The sequence below is a fragment of the Spirosoma litoris genome, from assembly GCF_054776755.1.
Genome location: NZ_BAAHBI010000065.1, coordinates 28,945 through 54,390 on the forward strand (window position 1 = coordinate 28,945; position 25,446 = coordinate 54,390).

Consider the following 25,446-nt stretch of genomic DNA (forward strand, 5'->3'; position numbering starts at 1 on the left):
CTCCAGATTGAGGGGCGGCTTTTTGTGTCTTTTCAGATGGTTTACCAGGACGTAAATCCCGTACCTTTGTTGCTGAATAGCATAGGCGGTTACACAATTGGCTCGCATTCATTGAATTATTTCCGAGATAAGACGTTTTCAGGTATATAATACCATGTACTCATGATTGAAAGACCCCTTACAGACTGGTTGCCTCTGACAATGAAAGAAGTCGAAAAAAGAGGCTGGGATGAAGTTGATATTGTGCTTGTATCGGGGGATGCATATGTTGACCATCCAGCATTTGGCACGGCTGTGATTGGTCGGATCATGGAGAGCGAAGGGTTTCGGGTGGCTATTATTGCCCAGCCCAACTGGAAAGACGATCTGCGCGATTTTAAGAAATTCGGTAGACCAAAGTATTTTTTTGGCGTAACGGCGGGTTGTATGGACTCAATGGTGAATCACTATACCGCCAACAAACGCTTACGCTCCAATGACTCCTATACACCCGGTGGCGAAGCAGGTTTCCGACCCGATTATGCCACCATTGTATATACCAAGATTCTGAAAGAATTGTACCCCGATGTGCCAGTCTTGCTCGGTGGTATTGAGGCTTCCTTACGTCGGGTTACGCACTACGATTACTGGCAGGATAGGCTTATGCCTTCCATTCTAGTTGATGCGGGTGCTGATATGCTGGTGTATGGTATGGGCGAACAACCCCTTCGCGAAATCCTGCAATTGGCCCGGAAAGGCGTTCCGTTTTCGTCGATGCGGAACATAAACCAGGTTGCTTACATGCATGACGCCAGCGCCGAACTGCGTGAGTATAACAACTGGAATTCAGTTGAACTGGCGAGCCATGAGCAATGTCTGGAGGATAAAATCAAATATGCAGCCAACTTCAAAATTGTTGAGGTAGAGTCGAATAAGTGGCAGGCCAATCGGATTCTTCAACAGGTGGGCGATCAGATTCTGGTGATTAATCCGCCGTTCAAAACGATGGAAGAAGCCGAAATCGACAAGTCGTTTGATTTGCCATACACGCGACTTCCGCACCCGAAATACAAGAAACGGGGTCCGATTCCGGCTTACGACATGATTAAGTTTTCGGTCAATATGCACCGGGGCTGTTTTGGCGGCTGTAGCTTCTGTACCATTTCGGCCCACCAAGGTAAGTTCGTAGCGTCTCGTAGTGAGCAGTCGGTGCTGAAAGAAGTGGATGAAATTACGAAGCACCCCGAATTCAAGGGATATATCTCGGACTTGGGCGGCCCTTCGGCCAATATGTACAAAATGAAGGGTAAAGACGAGGCTATTTGCGCCCGTTGCCAAAGCCCAAGTTGTATTCACCCTGTCATTTGCTCGAACCTCGATACGTCGCACAAACCCATGACGGAATTGTACCGCAAGGTCGACGCCAATCCGAACATCAAAAAAGCGTTTGTGGGCTCGGGCGTACGCTACGATTTGCTGGTCGATGATTTTAACAAGAACAATGCCGATGGCAACCACGATGAGTATATGGAGCAGCTTGTTACGCGCCATGTGTCGGGTCGCTTAAAAGTTGCCCCGGAGCATACATCCGATGATACATTGCGGGTGATGCGGAAGCCGTCGTTCAAGTACTTTAAGTTATTTAAACAGAAGTACGACAAGATTCAGGAGAAGCATAACCTGAAACAGCCACTGATTCCATACTTTATTTCGTCGCACCCCGGTTGCGAAGAGCAGGACATGGCCAACCTGGCTGCCGAAACCAAAGACTTGGGTTTTCAACTCGAACAGGTACAGGACTTTACGCCCACACCGATGACCGTAGCCGAGGTGATCTATTACTCGGGCGTTCATCCCTACACGTTGAAACCCGTCAAAACGGCTAAAACACGCGACGAAAAACAGGCGCAGAATCGTTACTTCTTCTGGTACAAACCTGAATACAAAGACTGGATTCGGAATCGCCTGAATAAACTCAAACGCCCTGATTTAGCCGATCGGTTATTGGGTAATCCCAAGCAAGGAAATGCTGGCAAATCCAGGTCTGAGGGAAATTACTCAAAGAAGTGGAAACGTTAAACTAACCGTTCGGTTTTGTGGCGAAAGCTGGTAAAAGAGAAACATACTAATGACCCAGAATTGGGTTATATTCGTGGCTGTCAGTTTAACTGACAGCCATTATTTTTTCCCTTATGCCTACTTTAACTACCACCGTAAACAAGCCCCATATTTACGATGCCACAGTCATTGTCTCTGGCATCAGTAGAGGATGGGCCAATAAAGCCAGTAATGCGGCTACCTTACCTGTTATAGCGAGGACCAATAATTTCACGATTTTACCAAACTCGTTGGCTCCTCCCATCATGTATGATGAGCAGAGGGCAAAGGGTATTTGGGTTGCCGATACCGAGAGTAAGGAAATGAGTGCGTTTTATGCAAAAAATATTTTTTGCAATGCGTCGGCACTTGACCATCGCAATTCTACTCAATTCACTAACAAAGCGCTACTCCAGGAGAACCAGGTAAATTTCTATTAGCATGAATTGACACTGTCGATGAGCAAGGAATTATGACTTTGCCTATCTAATCAAACTACTCTCAACTCTTATGTTTGTAAAGATCTTTTCCATTGGTTTTCTAGTCAGCCTTTCACTTGTCAGTTTACGGGCACAGGAACTCAATACACTAACTCATAAGGAAAAAAAAGAGGGCTGGAAACTCCTGTTTAATGGAAAAAACGTGTCGGGATGGCATAGCTACGGCACTAAAGTCGTAGGATCGGCCTGGCAAATTGATCAGGGAGCGTTGCAGTTAAACGTTACTAATCGGATTGGAAAAAAAACGTCTAACGGGGGAGACTTAGTAACCGACGCCGTCATAACGGGCGATTTTGAGTTCAAGGCCGAGTGGAAAATCGAGCGGTTCACCAATAGCGGGATTTTCTTCTTTGTTGAGGAAGATTCTCAGTATAAAAACATTTTTGATACTGGGCTGGAAGTTCAGGTTATTGATGATGCCATTTATGAAGGAGCGGATGATACAAAGCACCGTCATCGCTCGGGCGATTTGTTCGGCATCGCCACTGCCGGTACTCGGGAGCTTCAGCCGGTTGGGGGCTGGAACAAGATTCATTTTGTTCTAAAGAAAAATAAGCTAACTGTTTCACTGAATGGCGCTTGCATTCAGGAGCATGATATAACCAGCGCGGATTGGAAACAGCGTATTGCTACCAGCAAATTGAAAAATGCGCCGATCAGCAAAGGAATTTTTGCTGGCCGTATCGGTCTGCAAGACTGGGGTTGCACCGTCTGGTACCGCAATATTAAACTTCGCCAATTGTAGAGTGGTGGGACAAACGCAATAGCACTCACCCCACCACGTCACTTAATCAAGTCTTACCCACATCGTACCTGTGAGTGCTTCGCCCGGTTTCAATATGGTTAAGCCCTGCCCATTATTAAAGGCATCGACATTGGCTGTGAGCGGTTCAATGGCGATTCGGTCGCGCCGGGTTGGGGTGTAGCATACCAGATAGTTTAACTTTCCTTCGCCAGTTTGCTGCCCTACAATCAGTCGGGCACCGGTAACGAGTGATGTTAAGATGGTTTCGGCAAACGACTCAGTATCAGTTGGGCCGCTTGTAGGTTCAATCAGAAAAGCGGTATCCAGGTGTTGATCATGTAATTCGATTGTACCAGCCATTTCGGCAGGTAATTGACCATTAGGAATCATGTACTCGTCAAGTGAAATCGGAATGCGGCTTGGCAATGTCAACAGCATTTTGCCAATAGGTTCTTTGGCGAGTTCAATGTCTTCAGAAAACCTGAAATACGGATGCCAGCCGAACGCTGCCGGACTGCTTGTTACGCCTGTATTTTTAGCCTCGTAGCTAATCCGCAGCGCACACATGTGATCTTTATCGGGGTTGCTTCCATGCCGAAGCAAGTTCGCCTGAACTAACTCGTAGGTGACTGTCAACGAAAACGGGAATGGGTACCCGAATGTATCACCCGTATAGTCATAGCGTAATACCAATTGCGCGTGCGTGTCTGTTGCTTCCTGACTTACTACCGAAAAGACCCGACCATGTACGAACCCATGCATGGCATTGTCGCGGTGCGTGTCGTTCATTTTTAGGGCGTAATCCTGCCCTTCGAAATGATAAATGCCGTGGCGAATACGGCTTGGAAATGGATAAAGTAGCGCACTGGCATAACTCTCGTCGGCCATCAAAGCCTGGGGCGAATCAGGGCCTTCAATCAAGGCGAACACATGCTTGCCCTTGCGTAACACTAATCGGCGGAGGACAGCCCCAAATTCAGGGATAACCGTGATGAATTCGCCGGTTTCTGTGTGTTCGAGTAGGTACTCTGTTAGCGGAGTGGCACCCGTTGGCAATGGGCCAAAAGGCTGAGTGGTAATCTGAAATGGCATAGTATACAGTTCGTAGGTCGGTATGTAAGTAATCTATTCCGGCCAATGATTGTTTATTAAGGTTTATTAATGTGTGTAAGGAAGAGGTGCTCACATTTCGCCCTCGACGCCCAGCCCAAATAGGGCAAAGTCGTAACGAACTGGGTCAGCTGGGTCAAACTGACGGAGTGCTTCGGTTAGCTCAAGAGCTGCTTTCCAGTCTGTTTGAGGCCGGTTGAGCAATCCTAACTGACGTGCTACACGATTGACGTGAACATCGATGGGCATAACTAACTGATCAGGGCGTAGTTGCTTCCAGATACCAAAGTCAACACCTCGGTCGTCGTCTCGCACCATCCATCGCAGAAACATTAGTAGTCGTTTGCAGGCTGAGTTTCGAGCAGGTGTGGCAATGTGTTTTCGGGTTCGTTCGGGAAAGAAATCGGTGAGGCCGCAAAACCGATCGTGAAAGGCGATGAGTGATTGTTCCACCGGACTAAAGTCCGGTGCAGTTAATGTTGAATCATTTGCGCCGGACTTTAGTCCGGTGTTAGTCAGTAGAAAAGCGTTCTCCAACGAATCGTTTTCCTGATAATACTGACGGAAGAAATGAAGGAAATACAGCGCGTCGGTGGCGTTAAACGTCCGGTGTTTAAAGGCCAGAAACCGCTTCAGGTCACTTTCCTGATGATTCCGAATGAAATCGTAAGGAACACCATCCATCAGCTCCACCAGCTCATTGGTTTTCTTTAAAATAGTGGGTCGTTGTCCCCAGGCCAGCACAGCCGCCCAAAAACCCATAATCTCGATGTCCTGCTTCTTGCTAAACCGATGTGGAATGCTGATGGGGTCGCGTTCAATAAATGAAGGCCGATTGTATTGATCGGCCTTCGCATCTAAAAAATCTTTTAAAGAAGAATAACTTCGTGTATGTAGCATCATTCATTTCACTTACTACTTCCCCCGCTAACAACCCAGGCAAATGCTCGCGATATACCCGAGAAAATAGCGAGTAAGGTAGACATAACAAACGTAAAGACCGCAATGAACGGATAGGCCAGCGTAAACATAATGCTGAATGTTACATAACCCGGTGAGGCTTTCATTTGCTCATCGCGTTCGCGATGGCGCCGGGCGATGCGTTCCTCTTTCGTTTCTTTTTCCATAACTTAGTCAGGCTAACGGGCAATGTAACTTACCTCAGCTCGAAAACGCCGATCATCGGGCGAAAGTTTCGCGAAAGCCTGTGCCGATAATTTAATGAGAATCTTATCATTGACGCCTGTGTTGGGTAATCGGCCAATGACTTTTACCCAAAGACTCTGATTATTAAACTCATTTCTGACTTGTACCAGCGTACCAATCGGTGCCGTGCGATGCAATGCCAGGTATTTCCCGGAGCCATCAGCCTCAATCATTTCGGCTATACCACTGGCCGAAATACGCCGTCCACGCGTAGGCATGGGAGCGTCGTTCCCTGGCCGTGGAGGTTCTACTTCGGCCTCAGCTGGTTTTGTGTCGGTTGCTGATGGCTTCGTTGGCGAAGTTGTGGTTTCCCGCTCTGGATGACGCTCTGGTTTTGGTTCAGTGGGCGTAGTTGCTCGTGGCTCGTTAGAACGGGGTTCGGGCGAAGTAGTTGCTGGTTTTGTAGGCGTTTCCTTGGTAGGTGTTTCGGTTGTTTTCGGAGTTGGTGCCGAAGGCGTTCGGGCTAAATACGCTTTTTCGGAAACGATCAGTGCCTGACCAATCAGTACGTTGTTGCCCGACAGATTATTCCACTTGCGTAAATCGGACTGTTGTACGCCGTACCGACCCGCCAAACTGTAGAGTGTCTGGCCGGTTTCAACTACGTGTATACCTGATCGTGCCGGATCATCGGTTTTTTTCTGCTCTTTCTCCGGTTCTTTTTCGGCTTTCGCTACGGGTTTAGCCATCAATTCCTTCTCTTTCTCGGCGGCTCTGGCTTCCCGTTTTTCTTCCTTTTCCTTCTTCTTAACGGCTTTGTCGATGGCTTTTTCTTCTTTCCGGCTTAGGGCACCATCAGGAATCGGAACGCGAACAAGCTGGTCGTACCGAACCGCATCTTTCATGTCGGGGTTGGCGGCTTTGATCTCGGCAACCGAGCGTTTGTATCGCCGAGCTATGGCATAAAGCGTCTGCCCTTCGTCGACGCGGTGCAGAATGAACCGTTTGCCGTCTCTTTTTTCGACACCGACCGAGTCGATAATTGGCGGGTGAACAAAGGCAGTTGGCTTGGCTTGGATAGTATGCGTGAAGGAAATACCGCCCAGTAGAAAAAAGGCGTATGTGAAGTGGATTCTGTTCATGGATTATTATCAGTCGAGATACGACCGGGTGTTCGACTGTTAGCTATAAACGGCGTTGTTCGTAAAAATAACGTAAAGTAAGGCAGAAATACTATCCTGCCCTCCGGATTAGCCGACTATACTTGTCGACCATTCGGCGAGCGTGATTTCACTGATTTACAAAAGCTAAGAAACAAAGTAACTAAGTAGGCGTCAAAAGCCTTTAGTTGCCAGAGTCCCTGGCAATATATTTGTGCTGTTAAAAAAGCTTAATGCCGAACCGCCCGAACAGAACCGGACGTTTAAAGTTAAACAAAGAAGAGTTTTTGTTTTTAAGGTAGTATGCTGTAACTCGATACTGTACTGCCTACACTACCAAACACCCCACGAACGCATGCAAAATTATTCGATACTCTGGGCCGACGATGAAATTGATCTCCTGAAGCCCCATATTCTGTTTTTGAAGAATAAAGGATACGATGTTACCTCTGTCAACAGTGGCGCTGATGCACTCGATCATGTTGAACAGACTAACTATGACGTCGTTTTTCTAGATGAAATGATGCCCGGTATGACGGGACTGGAGACGCTCGCGCAAATTAAGCAGATGCGTCCTAACCTACCTGTCGTCATGATTACCAAGAGCGAGGAGGAGCACATCATGGAAGAAGCTATCGGCTCCAAAATCGCCGATTACCTCATTAAGCCGCTCAATCCTAATCAGATTCTACTTTCGGTCAAGAAAATTCTGGATAACAAACGACTCGTAACCGAACGGACAAACATTGGGTATCAGCAGGATTTCCGGAATATCTCCATGCAGTATAATGACCGCATGAATTTCGAAGAATGGGCTGATGTCTATAAAAAGCTTATTTACTGGGAGTTAGAATTAGATAATTCGCAGGATAAGAGCATGGTAGAAGTTATGAATATGCAGAAAAGCGAAGCCAATTCGGAGTTCTGCAAATTCGTGATCGACAACTATGAAGACTGGCTGAATGATCCTAAAATGAGCAGCCCGGTCATGTCGCACCAATTAATGCGGAAGAAGGTATTCCCACTGGTGGAACAAGCTGGTAGCGCGGCTCCCTTATTCTTTATTTTGATCGATAATCTTCGTTACGACCAGTGGAAGGTTATTGAACCTCTCTTGGCTGAGTACTTTACAGTTGAAGAAGAATCGTCGTATTACTCTATTCTGCCAACCACGACTGGCTTTGCCCGTAACGCTATTTTCTCGGGGATGATGCCGAGCGAGATGGAACGCAAACACCCTGATTTGTGGGTTAATGATGATAGCGAAGATGAAGGATTGAATAACCATGAAGATGAGTTCCTGCGTCGGCAACTCGATCAGAGTCGACTGAATATCAAAACATCCTATCATAAGATTCTGAACGTTAACCAGGGGAAATCGCTGGTTGATAACTTCAATAATCTGTTGCAGAATCAGTTGAATGTGGTTGTGTACAACTTCGTGGATATGCTTTCGCACGCCCGAACGGACATGGCCATGATTAAAGAACTGGCTCCGGATGAGTCGGCTTATCGTTCGATCACACGGTCTTGGTTCCTTCACTCGCCGTTGCTGGAATTCGTACAGAAAATTGCTGCCAAAGGGGGGCGTCTGATTATCACAACTGATCACGGCATGATTCGGGTGCAGAAGCCAGCCAAGATTGTTGGCTATCGCGAAACCAATACGAACCTGCGTTACAAACAAGGCAAGAACCTCGGTTTCGACGACAACCATCTATTTGTAGGCCGTAAGCCCGAGCGATTGTTCCTGCCCAAACCGAACGTATCAACAGCTTACGTCTTTACGCTGGAAGATTACTTCTTTGCGTATCCAAACAACTATAATTACTACGTAAACCATTACCGGAATACGTTCCAGCACGGGGGCGTATCGCTGGAAGAAATGATTATCCCATTTGCGTATCTGAAGGCGAAGTAGGGAGTTTACCTCACCCCCGACCCCTCTCCTTGAAATAAGGAGAGGGGAGTAGAACTAGCCCATTTTTCTCCACTTTCCTATAATTAGGAGAGGGGCTGGGGGTGAGGTAAACTCCTCATTAATAATTAGCAAAAATAGCCTCCATCATATAGGCGTGGGTGCCTAACCACTTGGCCGTATTATCTAGCTTGGTGAGTTCGATGGTTAGGTCAGTTCGAAAATCGCTCAGGCAATATTTGCTGATAGCCTGTTCGATGGTATTTAGAATGAAGGTTGCGGCTTTGGCGAGCACACCATCAACAATAATGATTTCGGGGTTGAACAGGCTGATGGCAATAGCAAGGCCTTTTCCTAATTGAAGGCCTGTTTCATGAAGTATATCGATAGCGTATGAATCGCCCTTATAGGCTGCATTAATGATTTCGTCGATATCAATTTCTTCGACTCGGTCATAGAAGGTGGCTAATTTAGAAACCTGGCCAGCCAGAATGTCGCGTTGGACCCGTTTCACCAGGGCTGATGCGGAGGTTACGGTGTTTAGACAACCAATCTTGCCGCAATAACACAGTTCACCATCGGGGTCAATCTGAATGTGTCCCAGCTCACCCGCGAATCCGTTCCCGCCCTGAAAAACTTCGCCATTGACAATAATTCCCAAGCCCACGCCCCAGTCGATATTGATGGCTAACACCTGTTTCTTTCCCTTCGCTCCGCCAAATCGGCTCTCGCCCAGCACCGTCGCTTTAGTGTCATTGATCAGATAAACGGGATACCCAATTTGCCTTGACAGCCAGTCGGTTATTGATTCATTGGCCGGGCTTAAATGCTTATAGGTCATATTGAGGCCACGCCGGGTATCAATTAAACCCGGCATTGACACGCCAACGGCAATAATCGTATTGGCAGATAAACCCGAATCGGTCAGAGCATTGGCAAAATAAGTGGCCAATGAAGCCAGAAAGGTAGGATTGTCCACTAATCGAAGATCATAGTCGCCACGGAACACTACTTCACGTTGCGTATTCATGAACAAGATCTTGGTGTCGTGCGTACTGACATCCAGCACGGCAACATAGTTATGCTTGGTATTCAGGCCAAACAGCACGGGTCTTCGACCGTTGCTACCAGTGGCCATGCCCAGCGTTGTTACCCATTTGTTGTCGATTAGCTCCTCTACCAAATTGGTAACTGATGGGACACTACTATGTAATGCTTTTGTTAAATGGGCTAGCGTGCAAGTGCCCTCTGTGTATAAATGGGCCAGTACATCCCGTTGTTTTTGCTTCTTTTTGTAATCAACAACAGACTGTTGACCAGGCCATTCTTCATCAAGTGTTACGCTAGCATTCATTAGGTATAAGGATATTATTCAAAAAGAGTTAAAAAAGGAAGTATTCGTTGCTTCTCTTGTTCAAAGAAAACTCTTTAATTGAATTACTTAGGTGATTGTAAAGGAGTTTATGATTTATTCTGGTCAGAAGTAAGTTAGATTTAACATCTATTAATTAGATGTCACCCCAATTTCCAGTAAAGTCTATTTTACAAAACGCAATTCATTGTTTTGGTAAATACCCAGTCCTTCATGATCTGCCAGAAAAAATAAAGTACCATCAGCGATAATGGTCATCTTCTGTACATTCATTCCTGGTCCAGCAGCAAATTGTTGGCCTCCACTTCCCTGAAGTTTCGGCTGGAGTATAGTCTGCCACTGCTTTATATCTGACAAATCAGCAGTTAGTTCGCCCTTATGAATCCCTAATTGTGAGTAAAAATAAAGGCATTTGTCTACAGGATTGTAAGCAACCGGGCCAATGCGATGGCCTCCTCTCCAGGTAGTCATGATTCCCTCTTTTTGCGTCCCATCAGGCTGCATAGCCGTAACTTTGACTGGTGTTTCGCGGTCTTTAGATAGGAGCATAGGGCCGATTGTTTGGTGGTTAACTTTCAAAATACTGCCATGAGTCAGGAACATATGACTGACTCCACCAGAGATATAGACATTGGCTGGGTCTTCACAAAAGCCAAGAACGGGATTCAAACCCAGTTGGATACTATCTTTTTTAAGCGGAATATAATTTCTCTTGATAGCATCGAAGGCAAAAACATCACCACCCCATTCACCGTAATTGAATCCTAGCCAAATACGATCATGGCTATCTATGAAGTAAGCGGGTGTGGCAACCCATCCTTTTTTAATAAACCGAATGCTTTTGTTGCCAGAATAATTGTTATCGGGGAAATACGTCTGCCGTTTATCTGGATCAACAAGCCCACCTTTGGTTACTAATAAACAGCGGTTTTTGCTGTCGAAAAGAATACCAGTTAGCTTACCAGAATACGTGCCTACGTCACGCCACTGATTCGTTGGTTTGTCGTATTGTTTCAGGTGATGAGCTGTATCGCCTATAACGATAGCACCCTTTCGGTCTTTGGTTATCGCCACCACCATTGAATCAATAGTAGTCGTTGACTTTACTAACTGCCCAGAGTTTAAATTGACTTGTTTTAGAATGCCGTTTGTTGTGAGCAGCCAGACATTCTCACCGTCAAGAATAAAATCTTTATACGTTGCCTTGTCTTCCTCTGTCGATTGGGCATAGAGAGAGGTTTCAATAAGGCAAATGAAACAAAGTAGGACAACTAGCAGAGAACGATTCATAAGCTGATTTGCAGATAGATAGGTGATGGGCAACAACTAGACTAACGTGAATGACCAGCTAATTTGTCTGTCTGGTCAATATCTTGTGTCTCAGCGCATAGTCACTATCTTGGTTAGTTACGAGCAACGAAGAGCGAATCGCTGTGCTAAGTCTGCGATCTCCTCCCGTTTTGCTACTCCCTGTATCCAGTGGGCTGGAATGTCTTGATAACCGTAAAATAGTCCGGCCAGACCACCGGCAACAGTCGCTGTTGTATCGGTGTCTTCCCCTAAGTTAACTGCTTTTAGGACACATTCAGAGTAAGAAGAGGAAGCCATAAAACACCATAAACTGCTTTCCAGGGTATCCAAAACATAGCCCGAGCTCCGAATATTATTTTCATCTAACTGGCTAATATCATCATGAAGGATACGGTCAAAGAGACTTACTTCACGATTAGAAAATGACTGGTGCTCTATGAATTGATTAACAAGCTCTTGCATTCGTTCATAAGCAGCAGATTTATCTAACTGTTTTAACAGCCCTATGGCGAATTCTGTATAAATAAAGCATGCCAAAATCGAACGTAAATGATAATGAGTAATGCCAGATACTTGCTTAATCAAATCGTAACGAATGGTTATATCTGGTTCTGACTGTGTGTAGAAAGCCATTGGCAGAATACGCATGAGTGACCCGTTACCATTATTTGTTTCCGACATACCTCCTGATACTAAGGGAGAAGTGCCATTCATGAGTCGATCAATCGCCCCACTAGTTGCATTTCCAATATCAAACACGGTCCCATGAGCGCTCCAATAACCAAAACGATACCAGCGAACGAATCGATTTGCCATATCGGTCAGGTTAAATCCATGACAAAGACTTTCAGCCGTACAGAATAACATCGAACTATCATCGGAGAATGTACCCGGAGGCTGATTCCAGGTTCCATACCCAATGTAATCCTGAACGGGGTTATTTCTCAATGAACTCCGCGAATTGAATTCAACGGGAACTCCCAGGGCATCACCAACAGCCGCTCCGAAAAAAGCCCCTTTTATTTGATCCTCCATAGTTTAATCATTTAGCGTTAGCCCCTCCGCCCCCTGGCGTTTCAATTCGGATACGTTCTCCAGGCTGCATAGCGCGGGTGAAAATGCCTGGCAGACTTTCTGTTTGACCGTTAGCTAAAATCAACGTTTGAGAGCCTGTGGCTCCCGATTCTCCACCATTTAACCCATAGGGCGCCACCACCCGATGCTGACTCAAAAGGGTTGCTTGTACAGGTTCCAGAAACTCAATTTCGCGGATAATTCCGTCGCCCCCGTGCCATTGTCCACCGCCCCCAGAACCTTTTCGAATGGCGAACTGATGCAGGCGTACCGGATAGCGTCGTTCGAATTCTTCGGGGTCAGTGAGTTTGGTGTTGGTCATGTGCTGGTGTACCGCCGAGCGACCATCTGAACCGTCGGTAGCCCCTGCACCACCGCCAATGGTTTCGTAATAGCCGAAGTTGCCCGAACCTGCTCCCGACTTCCCAAACAGGAAATTGTTCATCGTTCCCTGACTACAGGCAGCTAGTCCAAGAGCTTTCAGCAAAGTGTCGACCAGTCGTTGGCTGACTTCTGTATTACCACCTACCACGGCCGGGCAAAGCGATGAATCTGTGGGAAAAATCGGATTCAAGAAGGAAGACTCGGGTAAAACCAGATCGACGGGAACCATTAAGCCTTCATTTAGCGGAATATCGCGTCCGCACCATAAGCGCAGCACATACAATACGGCACTGTATAGAATGGAAATGTTGGCGTTGAGATTATGCGGGTGCACGCCTGAGGTTCCGGTAAAATCGAACTGAATGCGTGGCGTAGAATCGACCATGCTTTCTTCCGAAATCTGGATTTTCAAGCGGATACTGTGTCCATCATCCAACCCTTCTTCGGCTTCGTAGACGTTTCCTGCTAAGGGCTTCAGAACTGCCGAAATAGCACCCGTGGCCGATTGCTGCAACCGCTTCATATACTGTTTCACCGTTGATAGGCCATACTGCCGAACGAGCTGTTGAAGGGCGGTTTCGCCTGCTTTTAGCGAGGCCAGCGCGGCTTCAATGTCGGCTCTGTTTTCAGCCAGAGCACGGGTTGGGTAGGGGACATTTGTAAAGCGTTGGGCAAGCGTATCTTCCCACAAAAACTGCCCGTTCTTCACAACATACATGGGTTCCAGAACAACTCCTTCTTCAATAAGCGACACCGCGTCGGGTGGCATTGAACCCGGCACTTTACCGCCAATTTCGGCGTGGTGCGCCCGGTTTATGACGTAGCCAATTAACTCATTCTCATCGGTAAAAACACCACTAAGTAATGTTACATCGGGAAGGTGCGAACCACCGTATTTCGGGTGGTTTGTGATGATAACGTCGCCCGGTTCTAGTGTAGGCATGGCTGCCAAACTCAGGCGGGCGCAAACGCCCAAACTACCCAGGTGGACCGGAATGTGTGGCGCATTAGCCACCAGTTCAGCAGTAGCATCGAGCAGGGCACAGGAAAAATCAAGTCGCTCTTTGACGTTGACGGAGAAGGCCGTACGCTGTAATTGTGCGCCCATTTCTTCGGCAATTGCCCGGAACCGCTGGGTGAATAATTCTAGCTGGATGACCTCGTTCGATTCGACAATGGTTTCGTCGGCATTATCCGCAATGTAGTCAACAGATACATTCCTGTTTTCCTGAACAACCAATCGCCAACCGGGTTCAATGAAAGCCGATGAGGTTGTGTTAAGGAGCAACGCTGGTCCGCGAAACGTATCACCTTCCTGTAGTTTCGTCCAGTCGTAGGCCGGGTAAGCCTCTGTCTGGAAAGTTGGTGCAGCGTGATGATGGCTCACGGGCGAACTACTTACTGGATTTTCGGGGCTCACCGTGCTGACAATGACGCGGATACTTTCCAGTTCGATTGGTCGATTCTCAGGGAAATGGCCGTATAAGCGTTGATACTTTTCACGGAAATCGTCTTTCAGATTCGTACTAAATGGAATATCAACAGTCGCTTCCTGACCTGACAAACGCAGAAACAAGGAGATGGCCTTTGTGTTAATAGGAACATCGGCCCCAACGTCTTCCCGCAAAGCCTCGGTTGCGCTCTGAATTAATCCGTCGATCAGGGTTGGTAGATCAGCTTCTACAACCGATAAGGGCTGTAACACCGACCGTGTTGCCATGCGCTCGATTTGGGCCTGACCAATCCCATAAGCACTTAGCAGACCGCCATCGAACGGCAAAATCAACTGCTCCATGCCTAGCAATCGGGCAATGGCGCAACCGTGTAATCCACCAGCTCCACCAAAGACCAGCAAACTATAGTCCTTTGGATCGAAACCGCGTGCTACTGAAATCTTGCGAATGGCTCCAGCCATCGTTTCGTTGGCAATCCGCTCGAAACCGCGCAGGACTGTTAATTTGTCAGGTCGGCTACCCGTTTGGGTTTCAATTTGCTGGATGACTTCTGCTAAGGCTTCCTGAGCTTTTTCAGGAAACACAGGAATACCAAACTGTTTTGGATGAAGTTTTCCTAAGAGTAGATTGACATCGGTAATAGTCAACAGCAGTGGTTTGCCGCTAGCCGAAGCACCATAACAGGCCGGGCCGGGATTCGCTCCGGCACTCTGAGGCCCTACACGCAATTGACCAGACGTGGCTCCGTGACTCTCGAACCAGCAAACGGAACCACCGCCAGCCGCTACCGTTTCAATAGCCAGCGAAGGCAGTTGCAAGTCGAACGGCCCAATTTTGGTCGTAAACCGATAATCGGCTCCTCCCTGAATCCGGGCGACATCAGTACTCGTGCCGCCCATGTCGAGGGTTAATACCGGCTGACTATTCGCAATGGAAGCTGCCCCAATAACACCACCGGCTGGCCCACTTAATAAGCTGTCTTTTGGCTGAAACAAATCCGCTCGGACCAGTCCACCCGAACTGGTCATAATTCGCACGTTAGCACCACCGAGTTGCAACTGAACGTTATCCAGATAAGACCGCATTACCGGAGTCAGGTAAGCATCGACCACGGTTGTCTGTGTGCGGGATACGTATTGCGGAGTCACCGAAACGTTGGTGGAGTGGGTTATGTAAGTAAAACCAGCTTCGGTTATAGCTGTATGGAGTTGTTGTTCGTGAATCGGGTTTTTATAGGCGTTCAATAGGGAAATCGCAATGGCATCCGGTTGCGTTTCCTGAATTTGTGAAACAAGCACGTCAATCGTCTGGCTGGATAAAGGCGTCAGCACTTGGCCATCAGCGGTTATACGTTCGTCCACTTCCAGTACGGAGTCATATAGGACTTCGGCGGGTGGGATGGTAAGTTGAAATAAGTCGGGGCGTTGTTGCGTGCCAATTTTAAGGAGGTCTTTAAAACCTTTTGTAACAAGAAGCGCCACGCGTCCGCCTTTCCGTTCGAGTAGGGCGTTGGTTCCTTTGGTCGTTCCCAGGCGCATTTCCAAAGGTGGAAACGGTTGACTGATGGGCGTTTGTGTCAATAAACGAGCTGCCAAAACAGGGGCTTCTTCGCCTGTGAAGAGTTCGACTGTTTGTAACGTGCTGAGGTGTAACGCGGACATCCTGTCCGCGTTACACCTCACTGTCCCATCAACGGCTAATGACTCTATCGTAAACAGCTCATCGGTTTCAATAACCCGTAGCTGATACCCATCAAAAATAGGTGCCGTTAACCAGGGCGCTACAAGTTTACCGTCGATCAACTGACCGCGCAGGCGGCTACTGCTCAGCACTTTGGTTCGGTGTAAATTCCCGTTGGGGTCAAGAGCGAGGCCGTCGGTAAAGGTGCCGCCCGTATCAATCCAGATTTGGTACATGGGTTAATTGATCAGCGTAATTCCCGCCTGTCGATAAGCTGTTACAAGTTCTGGGTTCGCTTCCTTGTCTGTAATCAACACATCGAATAGGCTTAATGGCGCAAAATAGAGGTATTTGTTGGTTTCTAATTTCGAGGAATCGCAGAGGAGATAAACTTTTTCGGTTTGCCGGGCCATGGCCGTTGCTATGCTCGCTTCCTTCTCACTGTTCGCGCTCAGCCCATGCGCCAACGAGATACCATCGACGCCCATAAACGCCCGGTTAGCTCTATAGCGGGCCATGTGTTCTTCGGCAATTAACCCATGAACCGCCTGCCGCTCTTTGTCGACTTCACCACCTACCAGATTGACAGAGACTTCTGACTCCATCAATTCTGCTACGACGGGTAGCGAATTTGTGATTACTGTGATACGTTTATTGCGAATGAATGGACAAAGTCGAAACACAGTGCTGCCACAATCCATGAAAATCACATCGCCTTCCTGAATTTCCTGGGCGGCCAACTGGCAGATATAATCTTTCCGTTCGGAATTGACAGCGGTTTTGTTCGAAAATCGGTGTTTATCGGTGGCCAGGCTTACTTTCATGGCGCCACCTCTTGTTCGGTAAACCAGACCTGAAGCCGCCAATTGAACCAAATCCCGCCGGATAGTCATCTCCGACGTTTGTACCAATTCGGCCAATTCACCCACATCCGCCGAGCCACGTTCCTCGACCGTTTGTACAATAAGTTGCTTTCGCTGTTGGAAATTCATACCCGATTTACTTCTTTTGTTCAAAAATAAACAAAATTGAACAATTTTAAACAAATGGCTACTGAACGTGTGCAAATAACGGAGGAGAAATTGCTTTCTGACAACTGGTACATTCTTAAACGGTTTACATTCAATTATCTGGGTAAGAATGGAAAATGGACTACGCAACAACGCGAGGCTTATGACCGGGGCAATGGGGCTACTATTTTGTTACACAATCCGCAAACCGATACGGTGATTCTGACCCGCCAGTTCAGATTACCAACCTTCGTGAATGGTAACCAGTCGGGTATGCTGATTGAAGCCTGCGCAGGTCTGCTCGACGATGAGCATCCGGACGATGCCATCCGACGGGAAATGGAGGAAGAAACCGGCTACCGGATTCAATCGGTCCAGAAAATCATGGAAGCCTATATGAGCCCAGGTTCTGTGACCGAAAAGCTATTCTTCTATCTCGCTCACTACACCGCCGACACCGAGCGAAATGCAGGGGGCGGCATCGACGAAGAAGAAATTGACATATTGGAACTGTCTGTTAGTCAGGCGATGGCCATGATTAAAAACGGTGATATCATGGACGGTAAGACGATCATGCTGTTACAGTATTTGCGTTTACAGCAGCTAAACCAGAACTGATGGCAAAATGTATGATGTCGGGTTGAAGAACCCGACGTCACGTCTCGGAAATGTTTTGCTGTGGTTGCTGTGGTATCAGGTTGAAGAACCTGACACGGCAAGGTTTCTCAAAACCTCGAGAATAGATGTCATTCGGTTTTAAGAAACCTCACAGCGTCGGGTTTGAGAACCCGACACCACGAGAGTCATCGACGCCACGAAGGCCATACATATGTCTCTACTTCTTGCTCGAAGAACCCGACACCGAAGCCGCAGAATCACTTGCCGCTGAGATCATGTTGGCGAACAGACGGTAAGCGCCCGGTACACCAGCGGGTAATTCGCGGAAGAAGACTAGACCTGTGTACATGAAGTGGCCTTTGCCGTATTTGGCATAAATCAAACTTCCTTGTTTGGGCGCTTCGTTCTGATCGTTGGCCGAGAAAATGGGTTCGTAGGCTTTGTCCCAATCCTGCGCGAAATAAATGCCGCGTTCCTGAATCCAGCCCGAAAAATCAGCGGCTGTAATTTTATTCGGATAATTGAGTAGCGGGTGCTGCGGATTGATGAAGTTCATCGGTGCATCCTCTTCCGTAACACGCTCATTTACGACTTTAAATGGGTAGGGGCCAAGTTGGGGTAGGGGGGCTTCATTCCGGAAGAACGAGTTAACGGGCGTAACATATTGCACGATCATCGTTCCGCCGTTTTTGACGTAATCCATCAATTGGGGTTGAGCCCGAGCCATCCAGCTATTGGTGTTGTAAGCCCGAACGCCTACGACAATGGCGTCATAACCCGAAAGGTTACCAATTAAATCATTGGGGCCAAGCAACGTAACACGGCAACCCATTTGCTGTAACGCGGCAGGCACTTCATCGCCCGCACCAACTATGTAGCCAATGTTTTTCGCGGTTACTTTTACATCGAGCTTAACCAATTTGGCCGAAGCAGGCGGAAACAGCGTTTGCGTTGGAATATGCTTGTAAGCAACCAGGCGCAGACCGGTTGTAAAAGTGCCGCTAGCCGTCGTCATAATGGCCTGTAATTTGCCATCTTTGGCCTGTGCCGTTGGCGACAGACTAAAGGTTATCCGTTGCTCATCGCCCTTGTTCGTTAGTGAAAAAGGAGCAGATGCTGGTTCTACGCGCCAGCCTGTTGGAACGTCGAGCTTAAGCGTTCCTACTTGATTCGCTTGCCCAGCTTTTACCACAATTTCAGCCGTTTTGGCTGTATTGTCAGCAAACACATACACCCGTTCGGTGAGGTTGGCTGTTACGGCAGGCTGAATGATGAACGGACGATAAATTTCCCCATCAACCGGGTCGGTGGATTTGTAAACAACGGGACGGCTATACGTAAACGATTGACCACCAATCTCGAAAGTATAACTGGCCGTTACCGCTGCCGGGTTTTCTGGAAGGCCAATTAACTGCTGGTTATCGACCTGAAACAAGCCTTTATCGATTGGTTTCTCAAGCCAGTAAGGTTGCGAAATTGGTTGCGTTTTAGGAATCGCCAGTGTAGTTGGGAAAAGGATAACGTCATTGGGTTTAAGCGCCAGATTGAGCGTAGTGTCTTTACCAGTTGAATAGTGAATACTAACCAGCTTAACGGGCGCATTGACCCGGTTGACAACGTTAGTCGAAATTTTGATGGTTTCACCGGGCGTAGCTGCATAGTCGGCAGGATTCGTTTCGAACCAAAGGCCCAGACATTGCTGAAGGAGCGTTTGTACTTCCTGACGTTTGGCTTTTACATAGATATTGGTCGTGTCTAGCTTGCTGATCGCGCCATAAAGCTGCACCAATGCCGGAACTGAAGCGGCAGGTTGGTCGGGTCGGAAGCTGGCAATTGTTTGGGTGACGAGCGATTGCACAGCGTCGCTATTTTTAACCCGTTTCCAACTTATATCGATGCCTTCGAGCGGATCTTTTTGAACAGGGTCACCGCCTTTTAGCAGAAAGTAATCAACTTTTTCACCCCGATTTGGCGCTACGCCAAATCCCTGGCTTTTGTGCTGACTGCGGCTTTCGGAGGCAATCTCGCCATACGACTTACCCAACAGTGGGTTATATAGTCCCGTTTCAACACCAACCAGATTGCCCGCTTCGTCGGGTTTTTTATTGCTCAGGAAAGCGCCCGGAATGAACATATTCCAGAAAATTCGCTTGGCCTGCCAGGGCTTCACGAAGGCCAACTGCTCCGGGAATTTGGTCGGATCATTTGAGATTTTAAACGCTTCTTCGGCCAGAAAACCCGATGCGCTGTGGTGACCATGACCCGCGCGGGCATCGGGTGGAAATCGGGTGATAATCACATCAGGCTGGTACTTGCGAATCATCCAGACCACATCGGCCAGAACTTTATCCTGTCCCCAGGTCCGCACGGCTTCATTGGTCGATTTGGAGAACCCAAAGTCATACGCCCGACTGAAAAACTGATCAGGCCCATCGACCCGACGTGCCGCCAGAAGTTCCTGGGTACGGATAACACCAATATTTTCACCCTGCTCTGGCCCAATCAGATTTTGACCGCCATCGCCCCGTGTTAAGGAAAGATAACCCGTTCGAACGAGTCGATCTTTGGCCAGGTAAGCAAGGAGTAGCGTATTTTCGTCGTCGGGGTGGGCGGCTACATAGAGCACCGTGCCGAGAACGTTCAGTTTCTTCAGATTCGAGAGGATTTCACTGGAAGGAGTTGGCTTAATTGGTCCATAAGGAACCTGAGCAACTAAAGCTGAACTAAGCGAAAGACCAAGTAGTAAGGCAGGCAGGCGTTTTCTGAGCGACACAGGCTGAAAATAGATTATTGATGGATTGGACAAATTTACAACGAAAGCATAGAAAAGGCTACCCTAAAAAGGTAGCCTTTTAACTAGTGTTGCCTAACAACTAAACGTATTTATTGGAAGATTGACACTTTGGTAAATTGATCGGGAAGTGGTTTCGGCACGTTTGGATTGGTGTTAACCTCACCTTGTGGATAAATGAACCGTTGCGGCTTCTGCGTACCCGCATAGAGCGGAATCGGTAATTGAACAACTGGGGTTGCCTTTGCCATTCGGCGCACATCATTGAAAGCCTCGTACTGCATCAGGAAAATAATGTAGCGCTGCGTAACAATTTCATAGAGCATAGCTGTTTGCACTGTTGCCAGTTTCGTTGGATTGGCCAGACCGGTAGGAGCGAAGTCGGATGCTACGTAAGCGTCGTATTTAAGGCCCGTGGTCGACATAGTCTGCCCGTTGAGATACCCTTTGGCAAGTCCACTTCTGACCAGATTGAGGGCCGCTAATGCCTTATCGGTGTCGCCCAAACGAGCCTGTGCTTCTGCTATAATCAGCTGATTCTCATAGTACGTGAGAATAGGATGCGGAGCGGTTGACTTAAATGCCCCATCAACAACGTTTGGATCTAGACTACCCGTTGCCGTTATGCCCGTCTTGAAATAGAAATTATAGAGCGCCGTTTCGTCCGTTTTGGTATTGGCTGAGTTAATTCGGGAGTTTATCAGAGTTGGCAGATAAGCGCCATCGAAGCCCGTATCGCCCGCCCGGTTTACCCGGAAGAAATCATAGTTCTGGTTATAATCGACCCCTTGGCTGGTACCATGCGGAACCAGCGCATCGCCTGCCGTACTGCTGATTCCTGAAGCTGCATTGGTAACGGCTTTGGCATAATCGCCGGTGTGCAGATAAAGCCGGGCTTTCAGGGTATAGGCAGCCGCTTTCCATTTGGAAACATTACCGCCATAAATGAAATCCTGCGTGGCAAAGGCTAAACCCGCCGATGCCGACAGATTCTGAATCGCGTTGTCGAGCGTCGTATGGAGCGCCGTATAAACGTCCGCTTGCTTATCGAATACGGGGGTTGGGTATTTGACATCGTCAAACGCCTGGCTATAAGGAACATCGCCGTAAAGATCCGTCGCTTTGGCAATCAGCAGGGCTTCCAATACCTGCCCAACGCCTTTGGTCCATTTATCGCCGAGAGCATCCGCCTTTGTTTGAATCAGCCGTGCCTGACTGGCAGCCGGGTAAAGTGGATTCCAGGAGAAATTCTGGGAGGAAACAATGTATTCGGCATAGCCCTGATGCTGCCGGGCCAGTCCGTTCAACTCGCCTGCCCAGATGGCCGAAATCCGCACGTCGGTATCCTCATGCAGCATGGAAACACCCAGAAGCGTTCCCGACAAAAGGGTAGCTACGTCTACATCCGTAACCGCATTCGGGTTGCTTTTAATATTCTGTTCATTAAACAAATCACTGCAACTGCTTAAGAGCGAAACGCCCAGCATTGCCATGACAACTTTATGAGAAAATGATTTTTTCATGGTTCTAAATGAGTTTACTAGTTCAGGTGATTCATTGGCGAACGTGCCATGAACCAGAGCGACGAATCGCTGAAAACCTTAACCAGGGTTAGTACGTGATTTTCAGGGAGAACAGCAGTGACTTTGTGTTGGGGTTAGTAAACCAGTCCTGACCGCGCGATAAGCCAGCTCCCGTAATGTTTACTTCAGGATCGGTGCCGGTATAGTTGGTCCATAAAACAAGGTTACGGCCCGTTAAGCTGAAATCGACGTTCGATAGGTGCGTGAACCGGCGGAACCCTGCGCTGCGGAGGCTGTAGCTAAGCGTTATTTCGCGCATGCGGGTAGCACTACCATCTTCAATAAATTGCTTATAAGAAGCTGAGTTGAAAGCCGTTCCCCGCCCTTGCCACCAAGCCTGGTTGATGGCTACTGGCCCTGCGCCGAAATCTTTGATTTCACCCTGGAACGAAGTACCTGCAGCTATCGTAGCACCGGTCACATCTTTTAAGCCACCTGTTGGCGCTACCACCGTATGTCCCTGATCGCCATGAGTGCCAATGTTGTACAGCGCACCGCGTGTGCCATTGTAAAAATCATTACCCGCAACCCGGTCAAACAATACATAAAGTGACAATCCTTTGTACGAGAAGGTGCTTCCTAAGCCACCCCGCCATTTCGGGTTCGGATTGCCGATGATTTCGTTATCAGTACCACCTTGTGGGAAACCGTTGGCATCGAGCTTGTACTTGCCCGATTCATCTTTCAGGAAGTCAGTCGAATAGAAAACGCCAAACGGTTGTCCCGGAATGAGCGATGCATTTTCCTGATAGCTGTCAGGTAATATATACACACTGGCTCCCGCCAATGAAATAACCTTGTTACGGTTCAGGGAGAAGTTGGCCGACAGATTCCATTTGAAATTGCCCAGGGTCATTACATCGGCACCAGCTTCGAGTTCAAGTCCTTTGTTCGATAATTCGGCCGCGTTGATGTTCCGGACGGTGTACCCTGTTTCGTTCGGAACGTTCAGCGATAGAATTACGTCTTTCGTGTTGTTGCTGTAAGCTGTTGCCGAGAAATTGATGCGGTTGTTGAGGAAACGGAGGTCGACCCCAACTTCCGATTCCGTTTTGCGTTCTGGACGCAGGAAGTCGTTACCAGCCGTTGTACTCCGAACATAACCGCCACCATAGAGCGAACTGGCCGATGATAAACCACCCGCAAAGGAGTCGCCATAAGAGGCTGGCGAGAAGGTCGTGAAGTTTTGGTAAGGTTGTGGCTGAATACCCACTTGCCCCCAGGTCAGGCGTAGTTTACCAAAGCTCAGCACCGAGCTCGTTTCCAGCCCTTTTAACTTGCTGAATTGCCAGGCAAGGGCCGCCGATGGGAAAAAGAAGCTACTGTTTGTTTTAGAGCCAAATGTCGAAGCACTTTCACTCCGGCCTGTCAGGGTCAAAAACAGCATGTTATATGCCTGTACTTCGGCCTGTGCGTAGTAGGCATACGTGCGGATCAGGGAGTTGTAGTTAGATGCCGACAGGTTCGAGTTTAAGGCATTGGTCAGAATATCAGGAGCTGTGGGCACAATCAGATTCGTGATCGCATCAGTCAGGATAGCCTTCCGGCGGCTGTTGTAGTTAACACCAACTAACAGCGAACCACTAAAGTTATTGCTGAATGTTTTGTTGGCGTTGGCAAACACGTCAGTGTTGAATTGCTTCTCGGTAATCCAGTTTTTCGACAAATAACCGCCAAGGTAGGTCGATGAGTTACGGGCAAAACGTTCCAGACGAGCGTCGGTGAAGTTATCGATACCGGTCCGGCCTGTAATGCTTAACCAGGAAGTTGGCGTAATTCCTAATTCAATGTTACCCGTAATCCGGTCAACGTCGGTGGTATTTTTGTTGTTGTTAATATTCCAGACCGGGTTCGAGTAAATCGAGTTCTGATCTTTACCCAGCGGGTTTCGGTACGAAACGTGCTCGTTGGCGAAAACCTGACCATTTACATCGGTATACGTGCCGGTATAATACGAGTTGTCGAAATCAGGAGCAGTACGGGTTCCGCCTAACAGAATACCGTCGAGGTTGTCACCCTGTTGGTTACGCGATGAAAATACTTTCGAGTAAGCCACGTTGGCCGAAGCCCGAAACCATTCGGTGAATTGGCTGGCTACATTGACCCGAGCGGTGTTGCGCTGGTAATTACTGAAGGCTTTTACAATACCTTCCTGGTTGAGGTTGGAATAACTGATCATGAAATTAGACCGGTTATTTCCTCCACTCAGGTTGATGCTGTTATCCGTAAAATGACCGGTTTGATACACGTCGTTGACGTGATCAAAAACGTCTCTTGAGTTTTTGCCACCATGCGGATTAGCGGCTGTTCCGGCTGCAATGGCGTAGCGTTTGGTTCCATCCGGGAACGTTACAAATCCCTGATAACCAGCTGCTGTCGGGTCTGTTATGTACGTATCGGCCCCACCCGCCCGACTGGAAATCAGGTCGCCAAAGCTAACTTTGTTTCCCTGGCTGTATCGGCCATTGGTACCCTGGCCATAGGTTGTCTGGAGGGGGTGCATTTTATTCACCCGGTCGAACGAAACGGTCGACTTGAAGGTGATATTCACTTTCCCTTTACTGTCTTTCCCTTTTTTAGTCGTGATAACAACTACCCCGTTAGCCGCCCGTGTGCCCCATAAAGCCGCTGCCGAAGCACCTTTCAGTACTTCCATGCTTTCGATGTCTTCGGGGTTGATATCGTTAATGCGCGACTGCTGAACGATAGAGTTCCCTGCTGCCGACCCGGTATTGTCGCTGGAGTTACTGACAGGAATTCCATCGACAATAAAGAGTGGTTGGGCGTTACCGTTGATTGTATTCTGGCCACGAATCTGAATGTAAGCGCCTGCGCCTGGGTCACCACCATTTCGGGTGATAATTACCCCCGAGGCTTTCCCGCTTAAACCAGTCAGAAGGCTCGTTTCACCTGATTTGGCGATGCTTTTCCCTTCCACCGTCGAAACGGATGACGCAAATTTGTCGCGCTCTTCTTTAACGCCAAGCGCGGTGATGATAACCTCCGATAATTGTTTGGTATCGGTCTTCAGCTGAACATTAATGACCGCCCGTCCGCCAATGACTTCTTCAACCGTTTGCATACCTACTGCGGAAAAAACCAGTGTGGTGCCCGATGGTGGGACATTTAGGCTATACTCACCCTTTACATCGGTGACTGTGCCAATGGTTGTCCCTTTAATAACGACCGTAGCACCGGCAAACCCCCCTGCGCCTTCTTCGGCAGCAACAGTACCACTTATCTTACGGCCCTGCGCCCACACACATGAACAACTTAAGCCCACCAGCAATAGGCTCATGAGTAGTGATTTCATCATAGTTTTAGTTTAAGTTAACAAATGCGGTTTTTGTTCTATGAAATAGTATTCAATTGACTATTTACGAAATTTTATTCTAATAAATATGATTATATAGAAACTATATTTTAGGTATATGATTTTATTTAGAATTATTTATTATTTAGGTATAAATACTAGGTATTTTAACCTTCTTTTTATCGAATTTTAATCTTAGTA

General features: G+C 47.9%; 17 protein-coding genes. 5 read left to right on the forward strand and 12 right to left on the reverse strand.

Annotated elements, in window-relative coordinates; all coding sequences use genetic code 11:
* Nucleotides 1–162: 162 nt before the first annotated feature.
* The 3 genes from ACYVGR_RS31730 to ACYVGR_RS31740 all read left to right on the forward strand — a co-directional run bounded on the left by ACYVGR_RS31730 (nt 163) and on the right by ACYVGR_RS31740 (nt 3,321).
* Nucleotides 163–2,058: a YgiQ family radical SAM protein gene (locus ACYVGR_RS31730; RefSeq protein ID WP_460964064.1), complete on the forward strand. Its 1,896-nt coding sequence runs from the start codon at nt 163–165 to the stop codon at nt 2,056–2,058.
* Between the two features lie 113 nt (nt 2,059–2,171).
* The gene (locus ACYVGR_RS31735; protein ID WP_460964066.1) at nt 2,172–2,516 is read left to right on the forward strand and encodes a hypothetical protein; all 345 of its coding nucleotides are present in this window, start codon (nt 2,172–2,174) and stop codon (nt 2,514–2,516) included.
* Between the two features lie 70 nt (nt 2,517–2,586).
* Nucleotides 2,587–3,321: a 3-keto-disaccharide hydrolase gene (locus tag ACYVGR_RS31740; protein ID WP_460964067.1), complete on the forward strand. Its 735-nt coding sequence runs from the start codon at nt 2,587–2,589 to the stop codon at nt 3,319–3,321.
* Between the two features lie 42 nt (nt 3,322–3,363).
* Here the strand turns inward: ACYVGR_RS31740 and ACYVGR_RS31745 are convergent, their stop codons facing one another.
* The 4 genes from ACYVGR_RS31745 to ACYVGR_RS31760 all read right to left on the reverse strand — a co-directional run bounded on the left by ACYVGR_RS31745 (nt 3,364) and on the right by ACYVGR_RS31760 (nt 6,719).
* The gene (locus ACYVGR_RS31745) at nt 3,364–4,413 is read right to left on the reverse strand and encodes an aldose epimerase family protein (protein WP_460964069.1); all 1,050 of its coding nucleotides are present in this window, start codon (nt 4,411–4,413) and stop codon (nt 3,364–3,366) included.
* Nucleotides 4,414–4,503: 90 nt separating this feature from the next.
* On the reverse strand, nt 4,504–5,334 hold the full coding sequence (locus ACYVGR_RS31750) for a TIGR02757 family protein (protein WP_460964071.1): 831 nt from the start codon (nt 5,332–5,334) through the stop codon (nt 4,504–4,506).
* Nucleotides 5,335–5,339: 5 nt separating this feature from the next.
* The gene (locus ACYVGR_RS31755; protein WP_460964073.1) at nt 5,340–5,558 is read right to left on the reverse strand and encodes a hypothetical protein; all 219 of its coding nucleotides are present in this window, start codon (nt 5,556–5,558) and stop codon (nt 5,340–5,342) included.
* Between the two features lie 12 nt (nt 5,559–5,570).
* Entirely contained in the window at nt 5,571–6,719 is a 1,149-nt protein-coding gene (locus tag ACYVGR_RS31760) for a septal ring lytic transglycosylase RlpA family protein (RefSeq protein ID WP_460964074.1), read from the reverse strand.
* Nucleotides 6,720–7,092: 373 nt separating this feature from the next.
* Here ACYVGR_RS31760 and porX point away from each other — a divergent pair, with 373 nt between their 5' ends.
* Nucleotides 7,093–8,658: a T9SS response regulator signal transducer PorX gene (gene porX / locus ACYVGR_RS31765; RefSeq protein WP_182457491.1), complete on the forward strand. Its 1,566-nt coding sequence runs from the start codon at nt 7,093–7,095 to the stop codon at nt 8,656–8,658.
* Nucleotides 8,659–8,776: 118 nt separating this feature from the next.
* Here porX and ACYVGR_RS31770 read toward each other — a convergent pair whose 3' ends face one another.
* The 5 genes from ACYVGR_RS31770 to ACYVGR_RS31790 form a co-directional block, all read right to left on the reverse strand.
* Nucleotides 8,777–10,009, reverse strand: a complete 1,233-nt coding sequence (locus ACYVGR_RS31770; RefSeq protein ID WP_460964077.1) for an ROK family transcriptional regulator — start codon at nt 10,007–10,009, stop codon at nt 8,777–8,779.
* A gap of 183 nt (nt 10,010–10,192) precedes the next feature.
* Entirely contained in the window at nt 10,193–11,317 is a 1,125-nt protein-coding gene (locus ACYVGR_RS31775; protein WP_460964078.1) for a hypothetical protein, read from the reverse strand.
* 117 nt (nt 11,318–11,434) lie between these two features.
* Nucleotides 11,435–12,373, reverse strand: coding sequence for an ADP-ribosylglycohydrolase family protein (locus tag ACYVGR_RS31780; protein ID WP_460964080.1), 939 nt, complete (start codon nt 12,371–12,373; stop codon nt 11,435–11,437).
* Nucleotides 12,374–12,380: 7 nt separating this feature from the next.
* Entirely contained in the window at nt 12,381–16,166 is a 3,786-nt protein-coding gene (locus tag ACYVGR_RS31785) for a hydantoinase B/oxoprolinase family protein (protein ID WP_460964082.1), read from the reverse strand.
* A 3-nt stretch (nt 16,167–16,169) separates the two neighbouring features.
* Nucleotides 16,170–16,922 (reverse strand): DeoR/GlpR family DNA-binding transcription regulator, encoded by a 753-nt coding sequence (locus ACYVGR_RS31790; protein WP_460964083.1) that lies wholly within the window; start codon nt 16,920–16,922, stop codon nt 16,170–16,172.
* A gap of 54 nt (nt 16,923–16,976) precedes the next feature.
* Here ACYVGR_RS31790 and nudK point away from each other — a divergent pair, with 54 nt between their 5' ends.
* Nucleotides 16,977–17,558 (forward strand): GDP-mannose pyrophosphatase NudK, encoded by a 582-nt coding sequence (gene nudK / locus ACYVGR_RS31795; protein WP_460964085.1) that lies wholly within the window; start codon nt 16,977–16,979, stop codon nt 17,556–17,558.
* A 217-nt stretch (nt 17,559–17,775) separates the two neighbouring features.
* Here nudK and ACYVGR_RS31800 read toward each other — a convergent pair whose 3' ends face one another.
* The 3 genes from ACYVGR_RS31800 to ACYVGR_RS31810 all read right to left on the reverse strand — a co-directional run bounded on the left by ACYVGR_RS31800 (nt 17,776) and on the right by ACYVGR_RS31810 (nt 25,248).
* A complete protein-coding gene (locus tag ACYVGR_RS31800; protein ID WP_460964087.1) occupies nt 17,776–20,331 on the reverse strand; it encodes a PIG-L family deacetylase in 2,556 nt (851 codons plus the stop codon).
* Between the two features lie 110 nt (nt 20,332–20,441).
* Nucleotides 20,442–21,872, reverse strand: a complete 1,431-nt coding sequence (locus ACYVGR_RS31805) for a SusD/RagB family nutrient-binding outer membrane lipoprotein (RefSeq protein WP_460964089.1) — start codon at nt 21,870–21,872, stop codon at nt 20,442–20,444.
* 88 nt (nt 21,873–21,960) lie between these two features.
* Nucleotides 21,961–25,248, reverse strand: coding sequence for a SusC/RagA family TonB-linked outer membrane protein (locus tag ACYVGR_RS31810; RefSeq protein ID WP_460964091.1), 3,288 nt, complete (start codon nt 25,246–25,248; stop codon nt 21,961–21,963).
* Nucleotides 25,249–25,446 lie beyond the last annotated feature (198 nt).

Excerpts from the sequence above, each read along its gene's own strand:
- ACYVGR_RS31780 (WP_460964080.1), bottom strand. The coding sequence starts at position 12,373 with ATGGAGGATCAAATAAAAGGGGCTTTTTTCGGAGCGGCTGTTGGTGAT.
- nudK (WP_460964085.1), top strand. The coding sequence starts at position 16,977 with ATGGCTACTGAACGTGTGCAAATAACGGAGGAGAAATTGCTTTCTGAC.
- ACYVGR_RS31760 (WP_460964074.1), bottom strand. The coding sequence starts at position 6,719 with ATGAACAGAATCCACTTCACATACGCCTTTTTTCTACTGGGCGGTATT.
- ACYVGR_RS31775 (WP_460964078.1), bottom strand. The coding sequence starts at position 11,317 with ATGAATCGTTCTCTGCTAGTTGTCCTACTTTGTTTCATTTGCCTTATT.
- ACYVGR_RS31755 (WP_460964073.1), bottom strand. The coding sequence starts at position 5,558 with ATGGAAAAAGAAACGAAAGAGGAACGCATCGCCCGGCGCCATCGCGAA.
- ACYVGR_RS31730 (WP_460964064.1), top strand. The coding sequence starts at position 163 with ATGATTGAAAGACCCCTTACAGACTGGTTGCCTCTGACAATGAAAGAA.
- ACYVGR_RS31805 (WP_460964089.1), bottom strand. The coding sequence starts at position 21,872 with ATGAAAAAATCATTTTCTCATAAAGTTGTCATGGCAATGCTGGGCGTT.
- ACYVGR_RS31745 (WP_460964069.1), bottom strand. The coding sequence starts at position 4,413 with ATGCCATTTCAGATTACCACTCAGCCTTTTGGCCCATTGCCAACGGGT.
- ACYVGR_RS31735 (WP_460964066.1), top strand. The coding sequence starts at position 2,172 with ATGCCTACTTTAACTACCACCGTAAACAAGCCCCATATTTACGATGCC.
- ACYVGR_RS31770 (WP_460964077.1), bottom strand. The coding sequence starts at position 10,009 with ATGAATGCTAGCGTAACACTTGATGAAGAATGGCCTGGTCAACAGTCT.
- ACYVGR_RS31750 (WP_460964071.1), bottom strand. The coding sequence starts at position 5,334 with ATGATGCTACATACACGAAGTTATTCTTCTTTAAAAGATTTTTTAGAT.
- porX (WP_182457491.1), top strand. The coding sequence starts at position 7,093 with ATGCAAAATTATTCGATACTCTGGGCCGACGATGAAATTGATCTCCTG.
- ACYVGR_RS31740 (WP_460964067.1), top strand. The coding sequence starts at position 2,587 with ATGTTTGTAAAGATCTTTTCCATTGGTTTTCTAGTCAGCCTTTCACTT.
- ACYVGR_RS31810 (WP_460964091.1), bottom strand. The coding sequence starts at position 25,248 with ATGATGAAATCACTACTCATGAGCCTATTGCTGGTGGGCTTAAGTTGT.
- ACYVGR_RS31790 (WP_460964083.1), bottom strand. The coding sequence starts at position 16,922 with ATGAATTTCCAACAGCGAAAGCAACTTATTGTACAAACGGTCGAGGAA.
- ACYVGR_RS31785 (WP_460964082.1), bottom strand. The coding sequence starts at position 16,166 with ATGTACCAAATCTGGATTGATACGGGCGGCACCTTTACCGACGGCCTC.